Annotated in this window: 15 protein-coding genes; 5 read left to right on the top strand and 10 right to left on the bottom strand. The window is 74.1% G+C overall.

Going from position 1 to position 22,918, the window contains the following annotated elements; genetic code table 11:
* Positions 1-5: 5 nt before the first annotated feature.
* The 3 genes from RV983_RS06950 to RV983_RS06940 form a co-directional block, all read right to left on the bottom strand.
* Positions 6-1,895 carry an ABC transporter ATP-binding protein gene (locus tag RV983_RS06950; protein ID WP_475984905.1) on the bottom strand — a complete coding sequence of 630 codons (1,890 nt, stop codon included), beginning with the start codon at positions 1,893-1,895 and terminating at the stop codon, positions 6-8.
* Positions 1,896-1,976: 81 nt separating this feature from the next.
* Positions 1,977-3,056, bottom strand: a complete 1,080-nt coding sequence (locus RV983_RS06945) for a sensor histidine kinase (protein WP_475984904.1) — start codon at positions 3,054-3,056, stop codon at positions 1,977-1,979.
* Entirely contained in the window at positions 3,053-3,724 is a 672-nt protein-coding gene (locus RV983_RS06940; protein WP_475984903.1) for a response regulator, read from the bottom strand. The genes RV983_RS06945 and RV983_RS06940 overlap by 4 nt, the downstream gene beginning before the upstream one ends.
* A gap of 202 nt (positions 3,725-3,926) precedes the next feature.
* On the opposite strand from RV983_RS06940, the gene RV983_RS06935 reads away from it, so the two are divergent.
* A complete protein-coding gene (locus RV983_RS06935; protein WP_475984902.1) occupies positions 3,927-5,540 on the top strand; it encodes a SpoIIE family protein phosphatase in 1,614 nt (537 codons plus the stop codon).
* A gap of 178 nt (positions 5,541-5,718) precedes the next feature.
* On the opposite strand, the gene RV983_RS06930 is transcribed toward RV983_RS06935, so the two are convergent.
* Positions 5,719-7,176, bottom strand: a complete 1,458-nt coding sequence (locus tag RV983_RS06930) for an MFS transporter (protein WP_475984901.1) — start codon at positions 7,174-7,176, stop codon at positions 5,719-5,721.
* A gap of 309 nt (positions 7,177-7,485) precedes the next feature.
* On the opposite strand from RV983_RS06930, the gene RV983_RS06925 reads away from it, so the two are divergent.
* The 4 genes from RV983_RS06925 (at position 7,486) to RV983_RS06910 (ending at position 17,221) form a co-directional block, all read left to right on the top strand.
* A complete protein-coding gene (locus RV983_RS06925) occupies positions 7,486-8,064 on the top strand; it encodes a TetR/AcrR family transcriptional regulator (RefSeq protein WP_475984900.1) in 579 nt (192 codons plus the stop codon).
* 816 nt (positions 8,065-8,880) lie between these two features.
* Complete coding sequence (locus RV983_RS06920) at positions 8,881-12,705, top strand: nSTAND1 domain-containing NTPase (RefSeq protein ID WP_475984899.1); 3,825 nt, start codon at positions 8,881-8,883, stop codon at positions 12,703-12,705.
* 1,089 nt (positions 12,706-13,794) lie between these two features.
* Positions 13,795-15,810 carry an elongation factor G gene (gene fusA / locus RV983_RS06915; protein ID WP_475984898.1) on the top strand — a complete coding sequence of 672 codons (2,016 nt, stop codon included), beginning with the start codon at positions 13,795-13,797 and terminating at the stop codon, positions 15,808-15,810.
* Between the two features lie 298 nt (positions 15,811-16,108).
* The gene (locus RV983_RS06910) at positions 16,109-17,221 is read left to right on the top strand and encodes a mechanosensitive ion channel family protein (protein ID WP_475984897.1); all 1,113 of its coding nucleotides are present in this window, start codon (positions 16,109-16,111) and stop codon (positions 17,219-17,221) included.
* On the opposite strand, the gene RV983_RS06905 is transcribed toward RV983_RS06910, so the two are convergent.
* The 6 genes from RV983_RS06905 to RV983_RS06880 form a co-directional block, all read right to left on the bottom strand.
* On the bottom strand, positions 17,209-17,937 hold the full coding sequence (locus tag RV983_RS06905; protein ID WP_475984896.1) for a TetR/AcrR family transcriptional regulator: 729 nt from the start codon (positions 17,935-17,937) through the stop codon (positions 17,209-17,211). The two genes, RV983_RS06910 and RV983_RS06905, sit on opposite strands and share 13 nt — an antisense overlap.
* A 70-nt stretch (positions 17,938-18,007) precedes the next feature.
* Positions 18,008-19,330 carry an ABC transporter substrate-binding protein gene (locus RV983_RS06900; RefSeq protein WP_475984895.1) on the bottom strand — a complete coding sequence of 441 codons (1,323 nt, stop codon included), beginning with the start codon at positions 19,328-19,330 and terminating at the stop codon, positions 18,008-18,010.
* A gap of 74 nt (positions 19,331-19,404) precedes the next feature.
* The gene (locus RV983_RS06895; RefSeq protein WP_475984894.1) at positions 19,405-20,502 is read right to left on the bottom strand and encodes a branched-chain amino acid ABC transporter permease; all 1,098 of its coding nucleotides are present in this window, start codon (positions 20,500-20,502) and stop codon (positions 19,405-19,407) included.
* 6 nt (positions 20,503-20,508) lie between these two features.
* Positions 20,509-21,354, bottom strand: a complete 846-nt coding sequence (locus RV983_RS06890) for a branched-chain amino acid ABC transporter permease (RefSeq protein WP_475984893.1) — start codon at positions 21,352-21,354, stop codon at positions 20,509-20,511.
* 30 nt (positions 21,355-21,384) lie between these two features.
* On the bottom strand, positions 21,385-22,101 hold the full coding sequence (locus RV983_RS06885) for an ABC transporter ATP-binding protein (protein WP_475984892.1): 717 nt from the start codon (positions 22,099-22,101) through the stop codon (positions 21,385-21,387).
* Positions 22,094-22,909, bottom strand: a complete 816-nt coding sequence (locus RV983_RS06880) for an ABC transporter ATP-binding protein (protein WP_475984891.1) — start codon at positions 22,907-22,909, stop codon at positions 22,094-22,096. The genes RV983_RS06885 and RV983_RS06880 overlap by 8 nt, the downstream gene beginning before the upstream one ends.
* Positions 22,910-22,918: the final 9 nt, after the last annotated feature.

The following is a 22,918-nucleotide window of genomic DNA, read 5'->3' as shown; positions in this document are numbered from 1 at the left end:
CGGGTTCAGACGACCCCGGCCGGCTCCGGGTCGTCGTCGGTCCTGAACTGCGTGCGGTGCAGTTCCGCGTACCGGCCGCCGGCCGCGAGCAGTTCGGTGTGCGTGCCCCGTTCCACGATCCGCCCGTCCTCGACGACGAGGATCAGGTCGGCGGCCCGCACCGTGGACAGCCGGTGGGCGATGACCACGGCGGTCCGGTCCTCCAGCGCCTCGGCCAGGGCCTCCTGGACGGCGGCCTCCGAGGTGTTGTCGAGGTGGGCCGTGGCCTCGTCGAGGATGACGATGCGCTGCCCCGCCAGCAGCAGCCGGGCGATGGTCACGCGCTGCCGCTCGCCGCCGGAGAGCCGGTACCCGCGCTCGCCCACGACGGTGTCGAGCCCGTCCGGGAGCTCGGCCACGAGGTCCGCCAGACGGGCCCGGCGCAGGACCCCCCACAGCTCGTCGTCACCGGCCTCCGGCCTGGCCAGCAGGAGGTTCGCGCGGATCGTGTCGTGGAAGAGGTGGCCGTCCTGGGTGACCATGCCGACCGTGGCGCGCAGCGAGGCCGCGGTCAGGTCGGTCACGTCGACACCGCCCACGCGCACCGCGCCCTCGTCCACGTCGTACAGGCGCGGCAGGAGCTGCGCGATGGTCGACTTCCCGGCCCCCGACGAGCCCACCAGGGCGATCGTGCGGCCCGCCTCTGCGCGGAAGGAGATGCCGCGCAGCACCTCACCGCCCGCGCGGGTGTCGAGGCTCGCGACCTCTTCGAGGGAGGCCAGCGAGACCTTCTCTGCGGACGGGTAGCCGAAGCGCACGTTCTCGAACTCCACGGCGAGCGGCCCGTCCGGCACCTCGCGGGCGTCCGGCTTGTCGGCGATGAGCGGCTTCAGGTCGAGGATCTCGAAGACCCGCTCGAAGCTGACCAGGGCGCTCATCACGTCGACACGCGCGCCCGCCAGCGCCGTCAGCGGTGCGTAGAGGCGGGTGAGGAGCAGGGCGAGCGTGACCACGGAACCGGCTTCGAGGGCGCCCCTCAGCGCGTAGTGGCCGCCGAGTCCGTAGACCAGCGCCAGCGCGAGGGCGGAGACGAGGGTGAGCGCGGTGATGAACGCCGACTGCGCCATCGCGGTACGCACCCCGATGTCCCGCACGCGGCGGGCGCGTTCGGCGAACTGGGCGGACTCGTCGGCGGGCCGGCCGAAGAGCTTCACCAGCGTCGCCCCGGGAGCGGAGAAGCGCTCGGTCATCTGTGTGCCCATGGCGGCGTTGTGCGTGGCGGCCTCCCGCTGGAGGCGGGCCATACGGGTGCCCGTACGCCGTGCCGGTACGACGAAGACCGGCAGGAGCACCAGCGCGAGCAGCGTGACCTGCCAGGACAGGGCGAGCATGACGCCGAGCGTCAGCAGCAGGGTGACCAGGTTCCCGACGACCCCGGACAGGGTGTTGCTGAAGGCCCGCTGGGCGCCGATCACGTCGTTGTTGAGCCGGCTGACGAGCGCGCCGGTGCGGGTGCGGGTGAAGAAGGCGACGGGCATGCGCTGGACGTGGTCGAACACGGTGGTGCGCAGATCGAGGATCAGGCCCTCGCCGAGATTCGCGGACAGCCAGCGGTTCACCAGCCCGAGACCGGCCTCGGCGATGGCGATGACGGCGATGAGTACCGCCAGGGTGGTGACCCGTCCGGAGCGGTCGCCGGAGACGATCGCGTCCACGACGTGTCCCGCGAGGATCGGCGTCGCCACGGCGAGCAGCGCCGTCACGACGCTGAGCAGCACGAACCACGCGATCCGGCGGCGGTGCGGCCGGGCGAACGCCCCGACGCGCCGCAGCGTGTCGCGGGCCAGGGGCCGGCGGTCCTGCGTGGCGTTCATGACGCTGTGCAGCTGGGTCCAGGCGGTGGTCTCCATGCTCATGTACGGACCGTAGAACCTCGACCACCCTTGAGGTCAAGAAAGCGGAGGAAAGGGGCCGGCCGGGTGCCGCCGGGGCCGCGATCAGTGCCCGGCGGGGTCCTGGCCCTCCGCGGCCTCGTCCGGCGCGGTCAGCGGGACGCGCAGGACGACCGTCGTGCCCTCGCCCGGCGCGCTGCGCAGGGTCAGGCGGGCGTCGATGAGATCGGCGCGCTCGCGCATCGCGGACAGGCCCATCCCGGGGTGGCGGGGCGGCGGTTGGTCCGGGGCGCGTAACGGGACGGGCCGGTCCGCGGCGGGCGGCGCCATGCCGCGGCCGTTGTCGGCCACGGTCAGCTGGGCCGCGCGGCGGTTGCCCTCCACGGTCACGACGATGCGCGTCGGCTCGGCGTGCTTGACGGCGTTGGTGATCGCCTCCTGGACGATCCGGTACACCTGTGCCTGGGTCTCGGGGGACAGCCGCCCGGCGAGCGCGTCGCCGTGGGACGCGACGCGCAGGTCCGTGCGGATCCCGAAGGTCTCGTACGTGTGCCGGCACAGCGCCTGGAGGGCCGGTCTGAGGCCGAGTTCGTCGAGCACCACCGGGCGCAGGTCCACGATGAGGTGCCGCAGGGAGACGATCTGGTTGCCGACCAGGGCCCGCGCCTGCTCGATGGCGCGGCTCATCGCCTCGGGCCCGCCGTCCGCGGCGGCGGAGGAGAGGACGACCTGCATCGCGCCCAGTTCCTGGAGGGTGTCGTCGTGCAGTTCGCGGGCCCAGCGGCGGCGCTCGCGCTCCTCCCCGTCGTGGCGGGCGCGTACCCGTTCCCGTCTCAGCTGCGTCTCCCGGCGCGACGAGGCGCGGCTGGCGATGATCGCGTAGCCCGCAAGGAGCAGCGGGAACACGTGCAGGAGGTTCAGCAGCGGCTCCTGCGCCACCCTGACCATTCCGGCGATCGTGAGCATCAGCGCGACGGCGGTGGCGACCAGCAGCCAGATCCGCTGGCCGGCGGCGCACAGCGGGATCATGCACAGATAGGCCGAGGCCGCGGCGAGCGACAGCACCAGCTCCCAGGACACCTGCCGGTCGGTGACCTCCATGAAGACGGCGGCCGCCAGGCATGCGGTGCCGAGGACCTCGAAGCCCAGTCGCAGCGCAGCCCGGCCCGGCCCGGTCACGCTCACGCCACCAGTCCGCGTTCCCGGGCCACGGCGATCAGTTCGGCGCGGCTGTCCCTGCCGAGCTTGTCGCGGAGCCGGGAGCGGTGCGTCTCCACGGTGCGCACGGAGACGAAGAGGCGCCGGGCGATCTCCTGGTTGGTGTGGCCGAGCGCGAGGAGGGTGAGCACCTCGGTCTCCCGGTCGGTCAGCGGCTCCTCGCCGCGTTCCGGGACAGCGATGTTCTCGACGGCCAGCCGCGCACCCAGCGACGGCTGCACGTAGGTGGCGCCGCCGGCGACCTGGCGCACGGCGGCCAGGAGCTCCTCGGCGGCGGCCTCCTTGAGCAGGTAGCCGGCCGCCCCGGTACGCAGCGCCTCCCGGGCGTAGGCCGGGTCCTCCTGCATGGTCAGGACCAGGATCCTGGTGCCGGGGGAGGCCGACAACAGGCCAGGGATGGTCGGCAGGCTGGACCGGCCGGACATGGTCAGGTCCAGCACCAGCACCCGGGGGTGGTGCTCGCGCACGGCTTCGAGGGTCTCCGGGACGGTCGCGGTCTCCGCGATCACGTGGAAGGCCGGGTCCGCGGCCATCAGCAGGCGCATTCCTGCCCGGACCACCAGGTGGTCGTCGGCAAGCACCACCGTGGTCGCGGCGGAAGGGTGCCTGCCGTCGGGGCGGCGGGGGACTTCCATAGGTGCAACGGTAGATCCGCTTCGCGGAACGGGCAGCCCGCGTCGCCCGTCTTGCGGCACACCCGCAGCCAGGACTGCGGGAAACCACCGATGACGACTGCGGACCTGGCGGGATGCGCTCCTCCCATCCATTGGGCAGGCTCATAAGCAGCGACGAAAAGCCGTCCCCAGCCGACGTCCCCGTCCAACCGAGGCAAGCGACATGTACTGCGTCACCGACCAGCCCCAGACCGTCCCGCCGGACCAGCCGCAGTCGTACGAAGCGGCCCAGCAACTCGCCGACGCCGCCGTGCCATCGGTGGCCGACTTCGCCGCCGTGGAGGTGTCGGACGCCACGGTCAGCGAACGGGCGGCGATGTCCGGGCTGCCCGCGATGGTGCTCGACTTCCGGCGCGGGGCCTTCCGCGCGGTCCTCCCCGACGAGATTCCCCGCGCGTACGAGGTCGGGGAGGTCAGCGAACTGCCGGTGCGCACGCCGTACCACGCGTCACTGGTCGACCTGCGCCCGCGCATCGTCCTCAATCTGCACGCGAGGACCGCCTGGCTCCTGCGCGACCCGGTGCGCGCCCCGCTGATGCGCGGCAGCCACACGCACTCCGTGCTCGTGGTGCCGCTCGACGTGGGCGGGATGCTGCTCGGGCTCGCGGCCTTCTACCGCACGGCCGGGTCGCCCGCCTTCTCGCAGGCCGACCTGCGGGAGGCCGGCCGACTGGGCCGCAGGACCGCCCGGCTCCTGGAGTGCGAGCGGCGGCGGCTCGTCCACGAGGCCGCCGCGCGGTTCCTCCAGGAGGCCCTGCACGAGTCGGACGCCCCGGCGGTCAGCGCGCTCGCGGCCGTGCGAGGGCACGTCCCGGAGTCCTCGGCGCCCGGGTCCTGGATCGACGTCGTGCCGCTCCCCAGTGCCCGGGTGGCCCTGGTGGCGGGTACGGCCGAGGGCGCGGGCATCACCGCCACGGCCGGGATGAGCCAGGTCAGGGCGGCGATCCGCGCGTTGCTGCTGCTGGACATGAACCCCGGCGAGGTCATCGCCCGGCTGGGCCGCCGCGCGGGGGCCGCCCAGGCCCCCACGCACTGCCTGCTGGCGGTCTACGACCCCGTCACCCGTCGCTGCACGGCCGCCGCCGGCGGGGACGCCGGAGCCGAGCCGGCCTTCCCCTCGGACGCCCCCCCGCCCGACCGGGCGGGGACGGAGGACTCCGCGCCCATGGCCGCGGAGCCGGTGGCGGAGTTCGAGGTGCCCTCCGGGAGCATCCTGCTGCTCAGCTGCGGCACGGACGGCGGGTCGGGCGCGGCCCCCGCGATCCGCATCGTGCCGCCGACGGGGGACGACCCCGAGGACGCCGTCGAGACCGCCGTCTCGGTGGCGCTGGCCTGCACCGCCGGCGGCCGCCGTGAGCCCGTGCTCCTCGCGGCCCTCATCCGCACCCTGGACCCGGTGGACGTCGCCACGTGGGAGCTGCCGAACGACCCCGCCGCCGTCTCCGACGCCCGGGCCTGGGCCGACGGCCAGCTCACCGACTGGAGCCTGCCGGAGCTGTCCTTCACCACCACGCTGGTCGTCAGCGAACTCGTCACCAACGCGGTCCGCTACTCCAGCGGTCCGATCCGGCTGCGCCTCATCCGCGACCGCACGCTCATCTGCGAGGTCTCCGACGTCTGCAGCGCGGCCCCCCACGCGCGCCATTCCACCCTCAGCGACCAGAACGGCAGGGGCCTGTCCATCGTCGCCCACCTCACGGAGGCCCAGGGCACGCGCTACACGGCGACGGGCAAGACGGTGTGGGTGGAGCAGAACATCCTTCACGAGGCGGCCTGATGGCCCGGCCCGACCGCCGGCGACCGCCCGGAGCATGCGGCAGCCGCCGGCCCCGGCCGCCCAGGGGACCCGGGCGGCCCGCGACGGGCGGCCGGTTCACCGGCTACGGGTGAGCCGCCGCCGGCCGCGGGGGTTCCCGTGACCGGCGGCGGCTTCGTGTGCCGTGGGGCGCGGCGGGTCAGCCGCTCGTGACCGGCGCCACCTCGGCCTTGGCCTCCGCCAGGGCCGGGGTGTCCGAGGCGCGGACGGCACTGCCCGTGGCGTGCCGGCTCCGACGGGCCGGGACCAGGAGAGCGGCGAGGGACGCGCCGAGGAGCAGGACGGCGAGCAGGGCGAAGCCGTGGGTGTAGCCGGAGGCGTAGGGCAGGCCGGAGGGCTGCAGACGGCTGGTGACCAGGACGCTGGTGACGGCGGCGCCGATGGAGCCGCCGATGGTGCGGATGTTGGCGTTCATGCCGCTGGCGGCGCCGGTCTGCTCCGGCGGGACGCTGCGGACGATGAGGTTGGCCATCGAGGCGAAGGCGAGGCCGATGCCGAGGCCGAAGATGCCGGCGGAAGTGGCGACCTGCCACTGCTGGTCGTGCCAGGCGGCGAGGAAGCCGCAGGCCACGGCGCCGAGCGCGGCGCCGGCGACGAGGAGGCGCTTGGCGCCGACGACCGGCTCGAGGCGGCCGCTGAGCACGCCGGAGAAGAACATCGCGATCAGCATCGGCAGCATCAGCAGGCCGGCCGAGGTGACGCTCGCCCCGAAGCCGTAGCCCGCGGAACGCGGGGTCTGGGCGAAGCCGGGGAGGAAGGACCAGATCGCGTACATGCCGGCACCGAAGAGGAGACCGGCGGCGTTGGTCGTCCACACCGCGCGCAGACGCATGATGCGCAGGTCGATCAGCGGGTGGCGGGAGCGGGCTTCGGCGAGCAGCCAGAGGGCGAAGAGCACCACGGCGGCGACGAACAGCCCGATCACGCGGACCGAGGTCCAGCCCCAGGTGCCGGCCTGGCTGAGCGGCAGGAGCAGGGCCACGAGCCAGCTCGACAGGAGGGCGGCGCCGAGCCAGTTGACGCGTCCTTCGGCACGGCTGGGGGACTCGGGGACGTAGCGGAAGGCGATGAGCGCGGTGAGGGCGACGATGCCGACCGGGATCCAGAACAGCCAGCGGTAGTCGAGGGCGGAGACGATGGGGCCCGCGGCCACGATGCCGACGCCGCCGCCGGCGGCGATCACCGCGGACAGGTTGCTGATGCTGGGGCTGACCCGGCTCGCCGCGAACTCGTCGCGGATGATCCCGAAGGACAGCGGGAAGAGGGCGCCGCCGATGCCCTGGACGATACGGGCGATGATCAGGACCCCGATCGTCGGGGCGAGCGCGGCGAGCAGGCAGCCGAGCGTCAGGACGACGAGGACGGCGACGAGGGTGCGCTTCTTGCCGACGAGGTCGCCGAGACGGCCCAGGATCGGCGTGAAGATCGAGGCGGACAGCAGGTATGCCGTCATCACCCAGGTCGCGGTGGACTGGGACGTGTGCAGCGCGTGCTGGACCGTCGGCAGGGCCGGGGCGATCAGCGACTGCAGCATGGAGAACACGCCCGCACCGGTCGCGAGGACCGCGAAGGTGAGGCGGGTGGAGCGTCGGGGCATGAAGGAGCCTCTCCGAATCCGGACAGGGCGCGGCCGGCCGCGGAAGCGTCCGGTCGCGGTGTGATGAGCGGGCTGGTGGTGCCGGCCGGGCGGGGCGCGGGCCGCGTCGGGCGCGCCGGAGTCCGCCGGAAGTCGCTGGAGGGGCGTTGCGTCGGTGCAAGGCCCGGAATGGGGCGAACCGGGGCGCGGCCGGCGCGTGGGGATGACACGTGTCGACGGAAGTGCGCCCCCTGCGTTAAAGTGGAGGTACGCCTCCACTGTAGCGGAGGCACTCCTCCACTTCAAACTGTTCCGGCCGGGGAGGCAGAAGTGACGGCCCAGCCGTTTCCCGTCAGCGAGATCGTCGCGGCCCAGCGCCCGCACCGCAGGGACGCCGCCCGCAACTACGACGCCCTGCTGGCGGCCGCCCGCGAGGCCTTCGCCGAGAACGGCGCCGAGGCCTCTTTGGAGGACATCGCCCGCCGCGCGGGTGTGGGCATCGCCACGCTCTACCGGAACTTCCCCACCCGCCGGCACCTCTTCGAGTCCGTCTACGCGGACGAGGTCAACGAGTTGTGCCGCGTCGCCCAGGACGTCGCCCCCCTGGAACCCTGGGACGCGCTGACGTCCTGGCTGCGCCGCTTCGTCGACTACACCGTGACCAAGCGGGCCATCCGCGAGGCCCTCAACAACGAGTCCGACGTCTTCCTGGCCTGCCGCGACTCCATGTACCAGGCCGGCGGCCCGCTCTTCGAACGCGCCCAGAAGGCCGGCGAGGCGCGCACCGACGTGTCCTTCGACGACCTGCTCCGCATGGTCGCGGGCATCAGCTCCACCTACTTCCCCGACGAGATCCAGCGCGACCGGGTCATCGGCGTCGCGCTGGACGGGGTGCGCACCACGCGCTGACGCGTGACGCTTCGGCTCGGTGGGGGGTGTTCCGCGCCTGGATCCGTGTCCGGTACCGACGGCCCGGACGGGTGGAAGCCGCGGCCAAGGAGCTGGGCACTTCCACGAAGCGGGACACCGTCAACACCGCCCTGCGTGAGGCTAGCGATCGGTTGGTCCAGGGCACGGTTGCTCGGGGGCCGACCGCGTCCGGCGCTGCCATGACACCTGACGGTGTGAGGCGCCCGTTGCCCGCGAGGGGGGCGACGGGACGGCCCGGGAAGCGGAACAGCGAGATCCGGACAAGTGCCGCCGGGGGCGCGCCGGTCCGCCGGGGCGGGGAGCCGCGTCAGGTTCGTGACGCCGTCACCCCCGCCGAGGTCCGCCCAGTTGACCGCTCTCACCAGGTGTTTTCCGGCCGGGAGGGCAAGAGGAAACGGGAAACCCCTGTCAGCGGCGGCCGGTTGGAGGCCACCCTTGTGGCGGACGGGAGTGAGGTGGTGCGGGCCGTCGCCTGATGGGGGAGGGGAAACGGGCGGATTGCAGCGCCCGATCCGGTCGCCGGCGCCCACACGGAGGGGGCGGGCGCCCGCCGGATTCGGCGAACCGCCGTTTTGTGACGGGACGTTCGGGGCGACGGGGAGCCGGCCGCCAGAGGCCGCGGCCGTATCGCCGCCGAGTCCGCACGTCCCCGCACTGCCGCGTCCCGACCGCCACGGGCGGCGTCGTCCCACCTCTCACGGGGGTGGTGGGCCGACGCCGGCCCGTGGCTTGATCTCACCCGTGCGCCTGCCCTCCGTGGCGTCCCCGGGAACCGTTCCCCGCCCGCGATCGCTCATGATCTTGCTGAAGGGCACACCGGCGGAGCCGCCGGTGACAGGGAACGGCGTACACCACGCCGTACGCGGCGGGGAGCGGATGGACCGGACACCGGACGAATCGACCGCACCCTCGGCGCCGGCGAGGGCGTTCGGTCCTGCCCTGCGCGAACTGCGCCTGGAGCGGGGCCTGTCGCTCGCCGCGCTGGCACGCCGCACCCACTACAGCAAGGGGTACCTGAGCAAGATCGAGACCGGCGGCAAGCCGGTCAACGCCGAGCTCGCGCGGCTCTGCGACGAGGCCCTGGAAGCCGGGGGCGGTCTGCTCGCCCTGCTGCCGTCCGCGCCGCCAGGGGACGACGAGACGGTGCCCGGCCCCTATCCCGGCCTGTCCGCGTACGGCACCGAGGACGCGGCGCGGTTCTTCGGGCGGGAACGGGCCGTCGCGGAACTCCTCGAACGCCTCGAACTGCGCGTCGGCAAGGGGCCGCTGGCGGTGGTCGCCCCGTCCGGGGCGGGGAAGTCGTCGCTGCTGCGGGCCGGTCTGGTCCCCGCCCTGGCCGGGGGGCCGTACGGGCACTGGCCGGTCGTGGTGTGCACGCCGACCGCCCGGCCGCTGGACGCCCTGGTCCACGCGCTGCGGGCCGTGCCGCCCGCGGGCGGGCTCGACGACCTGCCGGACCAGGGACCGCCCGCGGCCCGCGCGGCCGCCCTCGTCGCGGCCCTCGGGCCCGGCGCGGAGGGCGCGGGACTTGCCGTCGTGGTCGACCAGTTCGAGGAGACCTTCACCCTCTGCGACGACGAGGCCGAGCGGCGTGCCTTCATCGCCGCGCTCACCGGCCTCGCGGCGTCCGGCGACGCCGCGGTCGTCCTCGGGATCCGCGCCGACGTCACCGGGCGCTGCCTGGACCATCCCACCCTCGTGCCAGTCATCAGCGACGGCCTGTTCGCGCTGGGCGCCATGAGCCCCGGGGAACTGCGCGCGTGCATCGTGCGGCCCGCGGAGGAGGAGGGCACCGAGCTCGAAGCCGGCCTGGTGGAGTTGCTGTTGCGGGACCTCGGCGCCGAGACGCCGGGCGGCGCCGGGCCCCAGGACGGCGGATCTCCCGGCACGCTCCCGCTGCTCGCCCACGCCCTGATGGCCACCTGGCGGCAGCGGTCGGGCCGCACCATGACCGTCGCGGGCTACCTCGCCGCGGGCGGCATCCACGGCTCCGTCGCGACCGCCGCCGAGGCCCTGTTCACGGCGCTGTCGCCCGCTGAGCAGGAGGCCGCCCGGCGGCTGCTGCTGCGGCTGGTGCGGGTCGGCGAGGACAACGAGCAGTCCCGGCGGCCCCGCGGCACCGCGGACCTCCTCGACGGACTGCCCGACGCCCCAGCGGCCCGCGCCGCGCTCGACGCCTTCGTCGCGGCCCGGCTGCTGACCGTCGGCGCCGACCATGTGGAGATCGTCCACGAGGCGCTGCTGCGCGCCTGGCCGCGGCTGCGGACCTGGGTGCACGCCGCCCGCGCCGACCTCCTGCTGCACCAGCAACTCACCACGGCCGCCCGCGAATGGGAGCGCGAGGGCCACGACCCCGGGCTGCTCTACCGCGGCACCCGGCTGGCCGCCACCCGCGAGTGGACGGCCGGGCCCGGCCGCCGGCCCGGTGAACTGAGCCCGGCGGAGGGCGACTTCCTCACCGCCTCCACCCGCGAGGAGGACCTGCGCCGCCTGCTCACACGCCGCCGGGCCCGGCAGCAGGGGATCGGCCTGGTGGTGCTGGCCGTGCTGCTCGTCCTCGCGGTGCTGGCCGGCGGGGTGGCCGTGGAGCAGCGGCTCGCCGCCGACCGGCAGCGCGCCACCGCGCTCTCGCAGGCCATGGCCGCCCGCTCCGCCCAACTGGCCGTGGGACGACCGGAGGCGGCGATGCTGCTGGCCGAGGCCGCCTACCGCACCGCGCCCACCACCGAGGCCCGCGGCGCACTGCTCAGCACGCAGGCCGACGCCTTCGCCGGGCGGCTCACCGGGCACACGGGCGCCGTCAACGCGGTCGTTTTCTCCCCGGACCAGCGGCTGCTGGCCTCGGCGGGCTCCGACCGCACGGTGCGGCTGTGGCACGTCGCCTCCCGGACCGGCGCGGCGGTGCTGACCGGGCACCGCGGGCCCGTCAGGTCGGTGGTCTTCTCGCCCGACGGGCGGCTGCTCGCCTCGGCGAGCAGTGACGGCACCGTCCGGCTGTGGTCCGTGTCCCACCGCCGCACCGTCGCCGTCCTGAAGAGCCATCAAGGGCCGGTACGCGCAGTGGCGTTCGCGCCCGACGGGCGCACGCTGGCATCGGCGGGCAGTGACGGCACGGTGTGCTTGTGGGACGTCGCCACGCGCCGCAGGACCGCCGTCCTCACCGGCCACACCGACGAGGTCCTCGCGCTGGCCTTCCGCCCCCGGGGCGCGCTGCTCGCCTCGGCGGGGGCGGACCGCACGGTGCGGCTGTGGAACACCCGGACCCGCCGGAGCGTCGCCGTCCTGCGCGGACACAGCGGCGACGTGCTCGCCCTGGCGTTCAGCCCCGACGGACGCACCCTCGCCAGCGGCGGCGCCGACCGCACCGTGCAGCTGCGGGACGTCGCCACCCTGCGCCGCACGGCCACGCTCGCCGGCCACGACGACGACGTGAACGGCCTCGCCTTCGGGCCCGGCGGCCACACCGTCCTGTCGGCCGGCGGCGACGGCACCGTCATCCGCTGGGACACCCGCACCCACCTACCGGTCGGCACCCTCACCGGCCACACCGACTACGTGCTCGCCGTCGCCGTGGCCGCCCGCGGCGACCTGGTCGCGAGCGCGGGCTTCGACAGGACCGTCGTGCTGTGGGACCTGCGCCGCAGCACGCTGGCCGCCACTCCCGTCACCGAGGTGTGGAAGGCCGCCTTCGGCCCCGACGGGCGGTCCCTGGCCTCGGCCGGGGGCGACGGCGGCATACGGGTCTGGGACACGGCCCGGCACGTCCTCGCGTACACCCTGACCGGTCACAGCGGCCCGGTCTACGACGTCGCGTACAGCCCGGATGGCCGGTGGCTCGCCTCGGCGGGCGGCGACCGCACCGTACGGCTGTGGGACACCCGGACGCGGCGCAGCGCGGCCGTCCTGCGCGGCCACGAGGGCGCCGTGTTCTCCCTCGCGTTCAGCCCCGACGGGCGGACCCTGGCGACCGGCTCCGCCGACCGCACCGTCCGCCTCTGGGACACCGCCACACGGCGCCAAGTGGCCGTCCTCTCCGGGCACACCGACTTCGTGAACTGCGTGGCCTACAGCCCGGACGGCCGTCTGCTGGCCACCGGCAGCGACGACCTGACGGTGCGCCTGTGGGACACCCGCACCCGGCACGTCACCGCCGTCCTCGCCGGGCATACCGGCTCCGTGCGGGGCGTCGCCTTCGCGCCGGACGGCCGGACGCTCGCCAGCAGCGGCAACGACGGCACCGTACGGCTGTGGGACGTGCCGCACGCCCGCGCGGCCGCCGTCCTCACCAGCCACACCGGCTCCGTGCGCGGTGTCGCCTTCGCGCCGGACGGCCGGACGCTCGCCAGCAGCGGCAACGACCGCACCGTGCGGCTGTGGGACCCGGCGGCGCGGCGGCTCACCGCCACCCTGACCGGCCACACCCGGGCCGCGTGGAGCGTCGCCTTCAGCCCGGACGGGGCGACCGTGGCCAGCGCGGGCAACGACGGCACGATCCGGCTCTGGGACCCCGACGTCCGCCACCGCACCGCCCGGCTGTGCCGTCTGGCGGGCCCCTCCGGCCGGGAGCGCTGGCAGCGCCTGCTGCCCGACTACGCCTGGCCGGGCGCCTGCGGGAGCTGACGGTGCGGCGCGCCTCTTCGTGACCGGTGTCCGCTGCGTCCCCGTGCGGGGCGTGCCGGGGCGCGGCCTGTTACGGCACCAGCGGTCTGTGCCGAAGGCGTCTGCGGCGCGGGATTACGGGAGTTGACGCTGCGTGCGTTCCGCGCCGTGGCCGGTCGGGGTCCGGCTGCTGCCGGTGTGGGGGTCGTGCCGGGGCGCGGGGTTCCGGGAGTCGACGGTGAGCGCGGTCGCGCGTCCGGCTGCCGGCCGCCGCTGCGGGCCTCCTCGCGGTCGGTGTGCGCTGCTTCCCGTGCGGGAGTCGTGCCGGGAGGCGTCTCGTCATGGCACGGGCGGGCAGCGCCGCTGGCCTCTGGGGCCGGACCTGCGGGAGTTGGCGGCGTCCGCAGGCCGCGACGGGACCACCCGCGGCCCGGTGCCGGGCGGCTCCTCGTGATCGGTGTCCGCGGCTCCCTCATGCGGGAGTTGTGCCGGGATGCGGTTCGTCACGGCGCCGCCCGGCGGTGCGGGAGGCTTTGCGGTCCGGGTCTGCGGCAGCTGACGGTGGGGGCGTTCCGCGCCGTTGCGGGTTGAGGTCCGGCTGTCGCTCCACGGCCCGGGTGCTGCGCGTCACGGGGCCGCCCGGCAGCGCCGGAGGCGCTTGCGGCCCGAGGCTGACGGTGTGTGCGGTGCGCGGCGGGACCACCCGGGGCTCGTGCCGCACGCATTCGGGGGCCGCGGGGACCGTGCCGCGGTGCGGTAAATCTGGTGACCCGGACGCGTACCGCACGCTACGCTCGCGGTCGATCACGCGCCGCCCGACATCGCGGCGCGCTCCGTGCCGAACGAGGGGAGCCGGGCCGTGCGTTGCCGCACCGCAGCCGTCGTTCCCCCGTCACGCCACGAGGTGATCCTGGTGTCTTCCGCGGCCCGGTGCCGGCTGCGCGGCCGGCACCGGACGCCCGCGACGACCTTCTGATCCCCCGCAGGACCGCAGCCTTCGCTGCCCCGGTCACCGCGGGGGTCCCCCCGCGCCCCGTGCCGGGGCGTCACGTCCGGGAATCGCGCCGCCCTTCTCCCGATCACACCTGATCACCCGAAAGGCCACGGGCCATGCGCACCGTCCCACCCCTGACCGCCGTCCGCGCCGTCCGCAATCTGGGCATCCTCGCCCACGTCGACGCCGGCAAGACCACCGTCACCGAGCGGATCCTGTACCTCACCGGCGCCACCCACAAGCGCGGCGAGGTCCACGACGGCACGACCGTCACCGACTTCGACCCGCAGGAGCGCGACCGCGGCATCACCATCTTCGCCGCGGCGGTGAGCTGCGACTGGGACGGCCATCGCCTCAACCTGATCGACACGCCGGGCCACGTGGACTTCTCCGACGAGGTGGAGCGCTCGCTGCGTGTGCTCGACGGCGCCGTCGCGGTCTTCGACGCCGTCGCGGGCGTCGAGCCGCAGAGCGAGTCGGTGTGGCGGCAGGCCGACCGGCACGGCGTGCCGCGGATCGCGTTCGTCAACAAGCTGGACCGCACCGGGGCCGACCTGGACGCGGCGGTCGCGTCGATCGCCGAGCGGCTGCACGTCGTTCCGCTGGTCGTGCAGCTGCCGGTCGGGCGCGAGGACGGCTTCACCGGGGTCGTGGACCTGCTGCGCATGCGCGCGCTGACGTGGCGGGCTGGCGGGGAGACGTACGAGGACGGCGAGGTGCCGGACGACCTGCGCGAGGAGGCGTGGCGCCGGCGCCGGCTGCTGGAGGAGACGGTGGCCGGGCTGCACCCCGCCGCGCTGGAGGAGTTCTGCGCGGACGGGCAGGTGGCGGAGGCGGCGCTGCGCGCGGCGCTGCGCGACCTGACCCGTACCGGGGAGGGCGTGGTCGTGCTGTGCGGATCGGCCTACCGCGACCGCGGCATCGAGCCGCTGCTGGACGCCGTGGTGGCGTACCTGCCGTCGCCGCTGGACGTCCCGCCGGTGCGCACGGCGGCCGACCCGTGCCTGCCCTTCGCCGGGCTGGTGTTCAAGGTCGCCGCGACCGCGACGGGACGGCTGACGTATCTGCGGGTGTACGAGGGCACGATCGGGAAGGGGGACACGGTGCTGGACGCACGGGCCGGGCGCACGGAGCGCATCGGCCGCATCCTGCGGGTCCAGGCGGACCGGCATGTCGACGTCGACCGCGCGGTGGCCGGCGACATCGTCGCGGTCGTCGGCGTGAAGGCGGCCGGCGCCGGTTCGACGCTGTGCGACCCGGCGGCGCCCCTGGTCCTCGAACCGCCCGGAACGGCCGAGCCGGTCGTCACCGTCGCGGTCGAGGCGCGCCGGAGCGGCGACACCGACCGGCTGGCGGTGGCGCTGGCCAGGCTGGTGGAGGAGGACCCGTCGCTGACGGTCCGTACCGACCCCGAGACCGGCCAGACCGTGCTGTCCGGCATGGGCGAACTGCATCTGGAGGTCGCGGTGGAGAAGGTCCGCCGCGCCCACGGGCTGGAGGTCGGAGTCGGCCGCCCGCAGGTCGCCCACCGTGAGACCGTGGTGCGCGGCGTGGCCGGATGGGTGCACCGGCATGTCAAACAGGACGGCGGCGCCGGGCAGTTCGCCCAAGTGGTGATCGACGTGGAGCCCCACGACGACGACTTCGTGTTCGTCTCGGCGGTCACCGGCGGCCGGGTACCCAGGGAGTACGTACGGGCGGTCGAGGCCGGCTGCCGGGACGCACTGGCCGAGGGGCCGCTCGGCGGTCACCGGGTCACCGGCCTGCGGGTCACGCTCACCGACGGGGCCACGCACGTGAAGGACTCCTCGGAGGCGGCCTTCCGGGCTGCGGGCCGGTTCGCGCTCCGTGAGGCGCTGCGGGCCGCCGGCACGGCCCTGCTGGAGCCGGTGGCCGAGGTCACCGTCACCGTGCCCGGCGACGCCGTGGGCGGGGTGCTCGGCGACCTGGCCGCCCGACGCGGCCGTGTCACCGGCCAGTCCGTCCGGGCGGGCACGGCCGTGCTGAGCGCGACCGTGCCGCTGGCCGCGCTGTTCGGCTACGCGACCCGGCTGCGCAGCCGCACCCAGGGCCGCGGCACGTTCACGGCCCGGGCGAGCGGCTACGCCCGGGTGCCGGACGGCCTGCGGTAGTCCGCGCGATCGGCGGCGGCCGGTCCCGCCCCCGCGACACAGTGGGGGCGGGACCGGCCGCCCTTGTGCGCCGTCCCGGCGCGCGGGGCGCCGCCCAACCCATGGCGCGATGCTCCCCGTTGTCCGGTGCGCGACATGCGCGCACCGTGACGACTGCGGCAGGATGGTGAAGATCGCCTCCGGACGAGGGATGTCCGGAGCGGTTCTTCGGCGTCCCCAGAACGATAAGGCGACAAGTGACGACACAGCACGCCCCCCCTCCCGCGGGTGGATCCGTACGCACGGCGGGAGCGGGCCGGTGATCCGCGCGCTGACGATGCACGACCTGATAGTCGCCGGTGCCTGGGCCGGTGCGGGCGCGGTGGCGGCGCTCGCGCTGCGGCTGGCACTGCGCTGGCTCGGGGAACGGGCCACCCGGACACGGTGGGACGGCGACGACATCGTCGTCACCGCGCTGCGTACGGTGGTGCCGTGGTCGGTCCTGGCGGCCGGCGCATGGGCGGCCGCCGCCGCGCTCCCGCTCCAGCACACGGTGGACCGCACGGTCAACCAGGTCCTGGTCGCCCTGCTGATCCTCGCCGCCTCGATCGCCGCGGCCCGCATGGTGGCCGAGACGGTGCGGGCGGTCGCGCTGTCGCGGTCCGGCGTGGCGGCCTCGGCGACGATCTTCGTCAACATCACCCGCGTCGCGGTGCTGGGCATGGGCGGCCTGGTACTGCTCCAGACGCTCGGCATCTCCGTGGCGCCGCTGATAACGGCCCTGGGCGTCGGCGGTCTCGCGGTCGCCCTCGCGCTCCAGGACACCCTCGCCAACCTCTTCGCCGGAGTGCACATCCTCGCCTCCAAGACCGTGCAGCCCGGTGACTACATCCGGCTGAGCAGCGCCGAGGAGGGCTATGTCGTCGACATCAACTGGCGCAACACCGTGGTGCGCCAGCTCTCCGACAACCTGGTGATCATCCCCAACGCCAAGCTGGCCGGGGCGATCGCCACCAACTACCACCAGCCCGAGCAGCAGATGTCGCTCATCGTGCAGGCGGGCGTCGGCTACGGCAACGACCTGGAGCACGTGGAGCGGGTGACGGTCGAGGTCGCAGACGAGGTGATGGCCGGTGTCGAGGGCGGTGTGCCCGCCCACGAGTCCGCGGTGCGCTTCCACACCTTCGGCGAGTCCCGTATCGACTTCTCCGTCATCCTGCGGACCTCGGAGTACGGCGAGCAGTACCGGATCAAGCACGAGTTCCTCAAGCGCCTGCACCGCCGCTACCAGGAGGAGGGCATCGAGATCTCCTACCCCACGCGCACGGTGATGCTGCGTCAGGACAGCGGCGGGGAGGACGGCAAGGGGGCGGAGGAGGTCGCCCTGCCGCGCCAGCGCGACACGACGCAGACGCCGGGTCAGCGCGTCTGAGGCTGCCGGGCCGGTTGGCGCGCCCCTCCCGGGGCGAAGTCGCAGAGCCCGTCGATGAGTTCGATGGCGCTGTCGGTGAGGGCGGCAGCATCGCACGTGTCGTCGCAGGCCACCAGTTCGCGGCCGATCTCCGCGATGGTCGTGGTCAGGGCGATGAGCAGCGTGCGGTCGCCCGGCTCCTCCCGGCTGGTGCCGAGCAGGGTCGCGTTGTGGTGGATCCAGGTGCGCAGGTTCCTGCGGCCCATCACGTCGAAGCCCGGCGGGGTGTCGCCGGTGTAGAACAGCTTGGCCATCTCGCGCCGGGCCCAGGTGTGTTCGAGGTAGGCGCGGGTGCCGGTGAGGAAGAGCGCGCGGGGGTGGCTCTCACCGGCCGCGCGGCGACGGGCGACGGCCTGCGCGGCGGCGTGGGCCTGCGCGGCGCGGAAGTCCTCCCACAGCGCCAGGAAGAGGTCGGCCTTGCCGTCGAAGTGGTGGTACAGGCCGCCCACGCTGGCGTCGGCGCGGCGCACCACCTCGGCTATGCCGGCGGCGGTGTAGCCGGCCTCGCCGAAGACCTCCCGCGCGGCCTTGAGCAGGGCCTGGCGGGTGGTCTCGGCGCGGCTGGGAGTCCGGGCCGGCGCGGTCGCGGGTGCGGCCGCGGGCCCGGACCCCGGGCCCGCGGCCGGGGCGTCAGGGGAATCGCCGATGTGCGGCTCGTCGCCCTGTGCGTCGCCCATCCCGGGACCTTTCGTCCGTCACCGCCTGTTGGGGCAGAACACTACCCTTCGGTCCGATCGGTCCCGTCGGTCAGGATGCCGGAATCCCGTCCGCGGGCGCCTCGGGCTGTGCGGTGGTGTACGCCGTGATCGGGCCGGTCCCGCTGTCGGTGACCAGCGGCGTTCCCTCCAAGCTGATCTCCGATCCCTTCAGCGTGCCGATCTGCACCCCTGTGTACCCGGCGTGCGAGTCGGCGCTGAAGCGGAACGGCACCAGGCCCGGACCGGAGAAGCCGCCCTTCTCCACGGCCTTGACCAGCGACGCGCGTGTGGGGTCCTTCCCCGCGCCCTTCAGGGCCTGCACAAAGGTGTAGGCCATGGACATCCCGAACTCCACGTTTCCGTCGAAGGGCGTCTTGGCGATGTACTTGTCGTGGATCGAACGGAAGAGCTTGATCCAGCTGTTGGAGGTGTCGGTGGTCCCCGGCATGTAGGTGTCGGTGATGATGCCGTCCATCAGCGCGGCGACGTCGGCGGTGCCGCCCGCCTTCTTCACGTACGCGTCCAGCAGGCCGCTCAGCGTGGTCGGGTCGGAGCCGACGTTGGTCACCACGAGCTGCGGGTTGTAGCGGAGCTTGACCGAGGTGAGCTTGAACAGCGCCGTGTAGCTGGGGATGGTGAACAGCACGACGACGTCCGCCTTCGCGCCGGCGATGGCTGCGACCTGCGGGCTGACGTCGGTGCCACCGGGCTGGTAGCTCTGCCGGCTGACGACCTGCTCGGCCGGGATGAACTGGTCGAGGCCGGCGACGCCGTCCTTGCCGAAGTCGTCGCCCTGGTAGAAGTACGCGACCTTCTTGCCCGCGAAGTGCTCCTTGATGTACTGGCCGAGGATCTTGCCCTCGACGACGTAGTCGGGCTGCCAGCCGAAGGTCTGCGGGTGCTTCTTCGGGTCGTCCCAGCAGCGGCAGCCGGAGGAGACGAACAGGTCGGGCACGCGCTGGGCGTTGAGGAAATCCACCACCTTGGTGTGCGTCGGGGTGCCCAGTCCGCCGAGCATGGCGAAGATCTTGTCCTGCAGGACGAGTTCCTTGGTGATCTTCACCGTCTCGGTCGGGTTGTACGCGTCGTCCCGGTACCGGAAGTCGATCTTGCGGCCGTTGACCCCGCCGTGGTCGTTGACGTAGTCGAAGTACGCCTTCGCCCCCTGCGAGACGTTGCTGTAGCCCGGCGCCGCCGGGCCGGTGAGCGGCTGGTGGCTGCCGATGACGATGCTGTCCTTGGTGACGCCGGGCGCCGAGCCGCCGCCCGAGTCGCCACCGCACGCCGTGAGGGCGAGGGCGAGGACGGCGAGCGCGGCCGTGGCGCGCAGGTGCAGGCGTGCGCGGAGCGTGGTGCGGAGACTTCTTCTCATGGCCCCTCCTGGAACCGAACCGGATTCGGTGGGTGATGAACGGATGTGCGGGGTCGTGCCGTAAGGGGGGGCGGTCAGGACGGCGCGCGGCGCGCCGCTCGCAGCCGCCGGGCGAGCCGGACCAGGGCGCCCTGGATGCCCTGCGGGAAGACGAGCATCGACAGGACGAGGACCAGGCCGAACAGGGCGAGCGGCAGGTTCGCGTAGAAGCCCCGCGACAGGTGCAGCGCGTCCGCGACGTCCCCGGTCCAGGTGGGGAGCAGGACGAGCACGATCGACCCGTAGACGGCGCCCGCGAGGCTGCCCAGCCCGCCGAGCACCGCCCCCGTCAGCAGTGACAGCGACAGCGCCAGCGGGAACGCCCCCGGCGCCGCGAGCGAGCTGACCACCGCGAGCAGGCCGCCGCCCAGGCCCGCGCAGGCCGCGCTGACGACGAAGGCGAGCACCCGAAGCCGGCCCACGTGGATGCCGGCGAGCGCCGCGGCGTCCTCGTCGTCCCGGATCGCCCGCCACGAGCGGCCCACCCGGCTGCGGCCGAGGTCCGCGAGGAGGACGAGGACGACCACCGCGCACAGCAGGCAGATCCACGCCTGCCAGCGCTCCAGCGGGAAGTACGGGCCGAGCGCGGCAGGCGGCGGGGGAGTGGCGACCACCAGGCCGTTCTCGCCGCCGAGCAGATCCGACAGATGGCGGTAGTTGGCCAGCGCGGGCAGGCCGACCGCCAGGGTGAGCGTCGCGCCCGCCAGGTATGGGCCCTGTAGACGGGCCGCCGCCGTGCCGACGAGGGCACCGACCGCGGCGGTGAGCGCCGTCCCTGCCGCCAGGGCCACGGGCAGCGGCCAGGCGAGGTTGGTGAGGAACAGCCCTGTGCCGTAGGCGCCGACCGCCATCAGGGCACCGTGGCCCAGCGAGATCTGGCCGTTGAGACCGGTCAGCACCGTCAGCCCGGCGACCGCGCACACATACGTCGCGACACTGGCGAGCTGGAGGTTCTGGAACGGCGGCAGGGCGGCGGCGACGGCGCACAGCGCCAGCAGCGCCACCGCACCGGTCAGCAGATGCCGCACAAGGGTCCGGTCCATCGCCGGGCGCAGCCACGCAGGCGGCCCGGTGGCGGAGGACACGGAGGCAGGGGGTGTCGTGGTGTCGTTCGTCTCGGTCGTCTCAGCCATGGCCCCTCAAACCCGTCGCACGGAGGTACGCGAGAACAGCCCGTTGGGCCGCACCATGAGCACCGCCATCAGCACCACCAGGGCGCCCAGCAGGGCCACTTCCGACCCCAGGTAGCCCGAGACGTAACTCAGCGTCAGCCCGACCACCAGCCCGCCGACCACCGCGCCCGGTGGGCTGTCCAGTCCACCCACGACCGCCGCGGCGAAGCCGAAGACCAGCACCGCGTCGAACTGGTTGGGCCCGACGAAGGTCGTCGGCGCGATCAGCACACCGGCGAGCGCGCCGACCGCGCCGGCCAGCGCCCAGCCCAGCGTCAGCACCCGCCCGACGCGCACACCGAACATCCGCGCCACCTCGGGGGCGAAGGCCGCGGCACGCATTCGCAGCCCCACCGGCGTGGCACGGAACAGGACCACCAGCAGCCCCATGACGACCAGTACGGCGCCGATGGTGAAGAGGTCCGACGGTGACAGCAGCAGTCGCGCGCCGCCGATGCCGAACCCCTGGATGCCCAGCAGCGGCGGGAAGGAGCGCGGCGAGCCGCCCCACACCATCCCGGCGAAGGCCTGGAGGAACAACAGCAGGCCGAGGGTGACGATGACCGCGTTCATCGGCGGGGCGTTCTCCACCGGCCGCACCAGCAGCCGTTCCACCACCGCGCCCAGCAGGAAGCCCGAGGCCAGGGCCGCCAGCAGCCCGGCCCAGTAGGAACCCGTCGCATGGATGACGCCGAGCGCCACGAAGGTCGTGATCATCAGCATGCCGCCCTGGGCGAAGTTGACGATCCGCGTCGCCCGCCAGATCAGCACCAGGGAGAGCGCGACCGCCGCGTAGACGATGCCGCTGCTCACCCCGCCGAGTGTCAGATTGATGAAATACATTCAGAACCCCAGATAGGCGTGACGGAGGTCGTCCGCGGTGGCGAGACGGGCGGCCGCGTCGGCGGCGACGACCCGTCCCATGTTCAGCACGACACCGTGGTCCGCGACGGACAGCGCGCTGCGCGCGTTCTGCTCCACGAGCAGCACGGTCAGACCCTGCCGGTCCCGCAACTCCCGCAGGACGGCGAGGATCTGTGCGGTGACCCGGGGCGCGAGACCGAGCGACGGCTCGTCGAGCAGCAGCAGTCGCGGCCGGGTGATCAGGGCGCGCCCGATGGCGAGCATCTGCCGTTCGCCGCCGGAGAGCGTCTCGGCGGGCCGGGCCCGGCGTTCGGCCAGCGCGGGGAAGAGGTCGTACACCTCGTCCAGCCCTTCGCCGAGCCGGGCCCGGCGCTCGGTACGGCCGCGCCAGAGGCCGCCCAGACGCAGGTTGTCGTGGACGCTCAGCTCGGTGATCACCCCGCGGCCCTCGGGCACGTGGGCCAGTCCGCGGCGTACGGCGTCCTCGACCGGAAGCCGGGTGATGTCGGAGCCGTCCAGCACGATCCGTCCGGCGCGCGGGCGGACCAGCCCGTGGACGGCGCGCAGCAGGGTGGTCTTCCCGGCGCCGTTGGCACCGAGGACGGCGGTGATGGAGCCCTGGTCCACCGTCAGCGAGACCTCGTCCAGGGCCCGGACCATGCCGTAGCGGACGGTGAGGCCGTCGATCTCAAGCACGGGAGGACTCCTCTCGCGCGCCGGTGCCCGCGTCCCCGGCAGGCTCCGTGACCTCGTCGCCGAGGTAGGCCTCGGTGACCAGGGGGTCGTCCCGTACCTCGTCGGGTGTGCCCTGGGCGATGGCCCGGCCGAAATCCAGGACCAGGACCCGGTCGCTGACGCTCATCACCAGGTCCATGTGGTGCTCGACGATGACGACCGCCATCCGCTCCCGCAGGCCGCCGATCACCTGGCCGAGCCGGCGCATCTCGGCCTCGGACAGCCCGGAGGCCGGTTCGTCGAGCAGCAGCAGACGTGGCTCCCCGGCCAGCGCGCGGGCCAGCGCCACCTGTTTCTGCACGCCGTAGGGGAGTTCGCCGGGCAGGCGGCCCGCGACGTCCTCCGCTCCGAGTTCGCGCAGCACCGCCAGGGAGCGGTGCCGCAGCAGGCGCTCGTCGCGGTCGGAGCGGGGCAGCCCGAGCAGCGCCGAGGCGAAGCCCGCCCGGGCGTGCCGGGTGGCGCCCACCATCACGTTCTCCAGCACGGTCAGCCGGGGGAACAGCCCCAGCCCCTGGAGCGTGCGGGCGATGCCGAGTTGGGCCAGCTGGTGCGGGCGCGGCCAGGGCACCGGGCGGTCCTGCCAGTGCAGGGTGCCGGTGGCGGGGCGTACGAAACCGCACACGGCGTTGAACAAGGTGGTCTTGCCGGCGCCGTTGGGCCCGATCACGCCGAGCACTTCGCCGGGCCGGACCGACAGGGACACCGCGTCGAGCGCGGACAGACCACCGAAGGAGACTCCGAGGTCGTCGATCCGCAGGAGGCTTTCCACCAGTCACCC

The organism is Streptomyces sp. RLA123, assembly GCF_056270165.1.
This window is presented reverse-complemented; position numbering and strand designations above follow the sequence as displayed.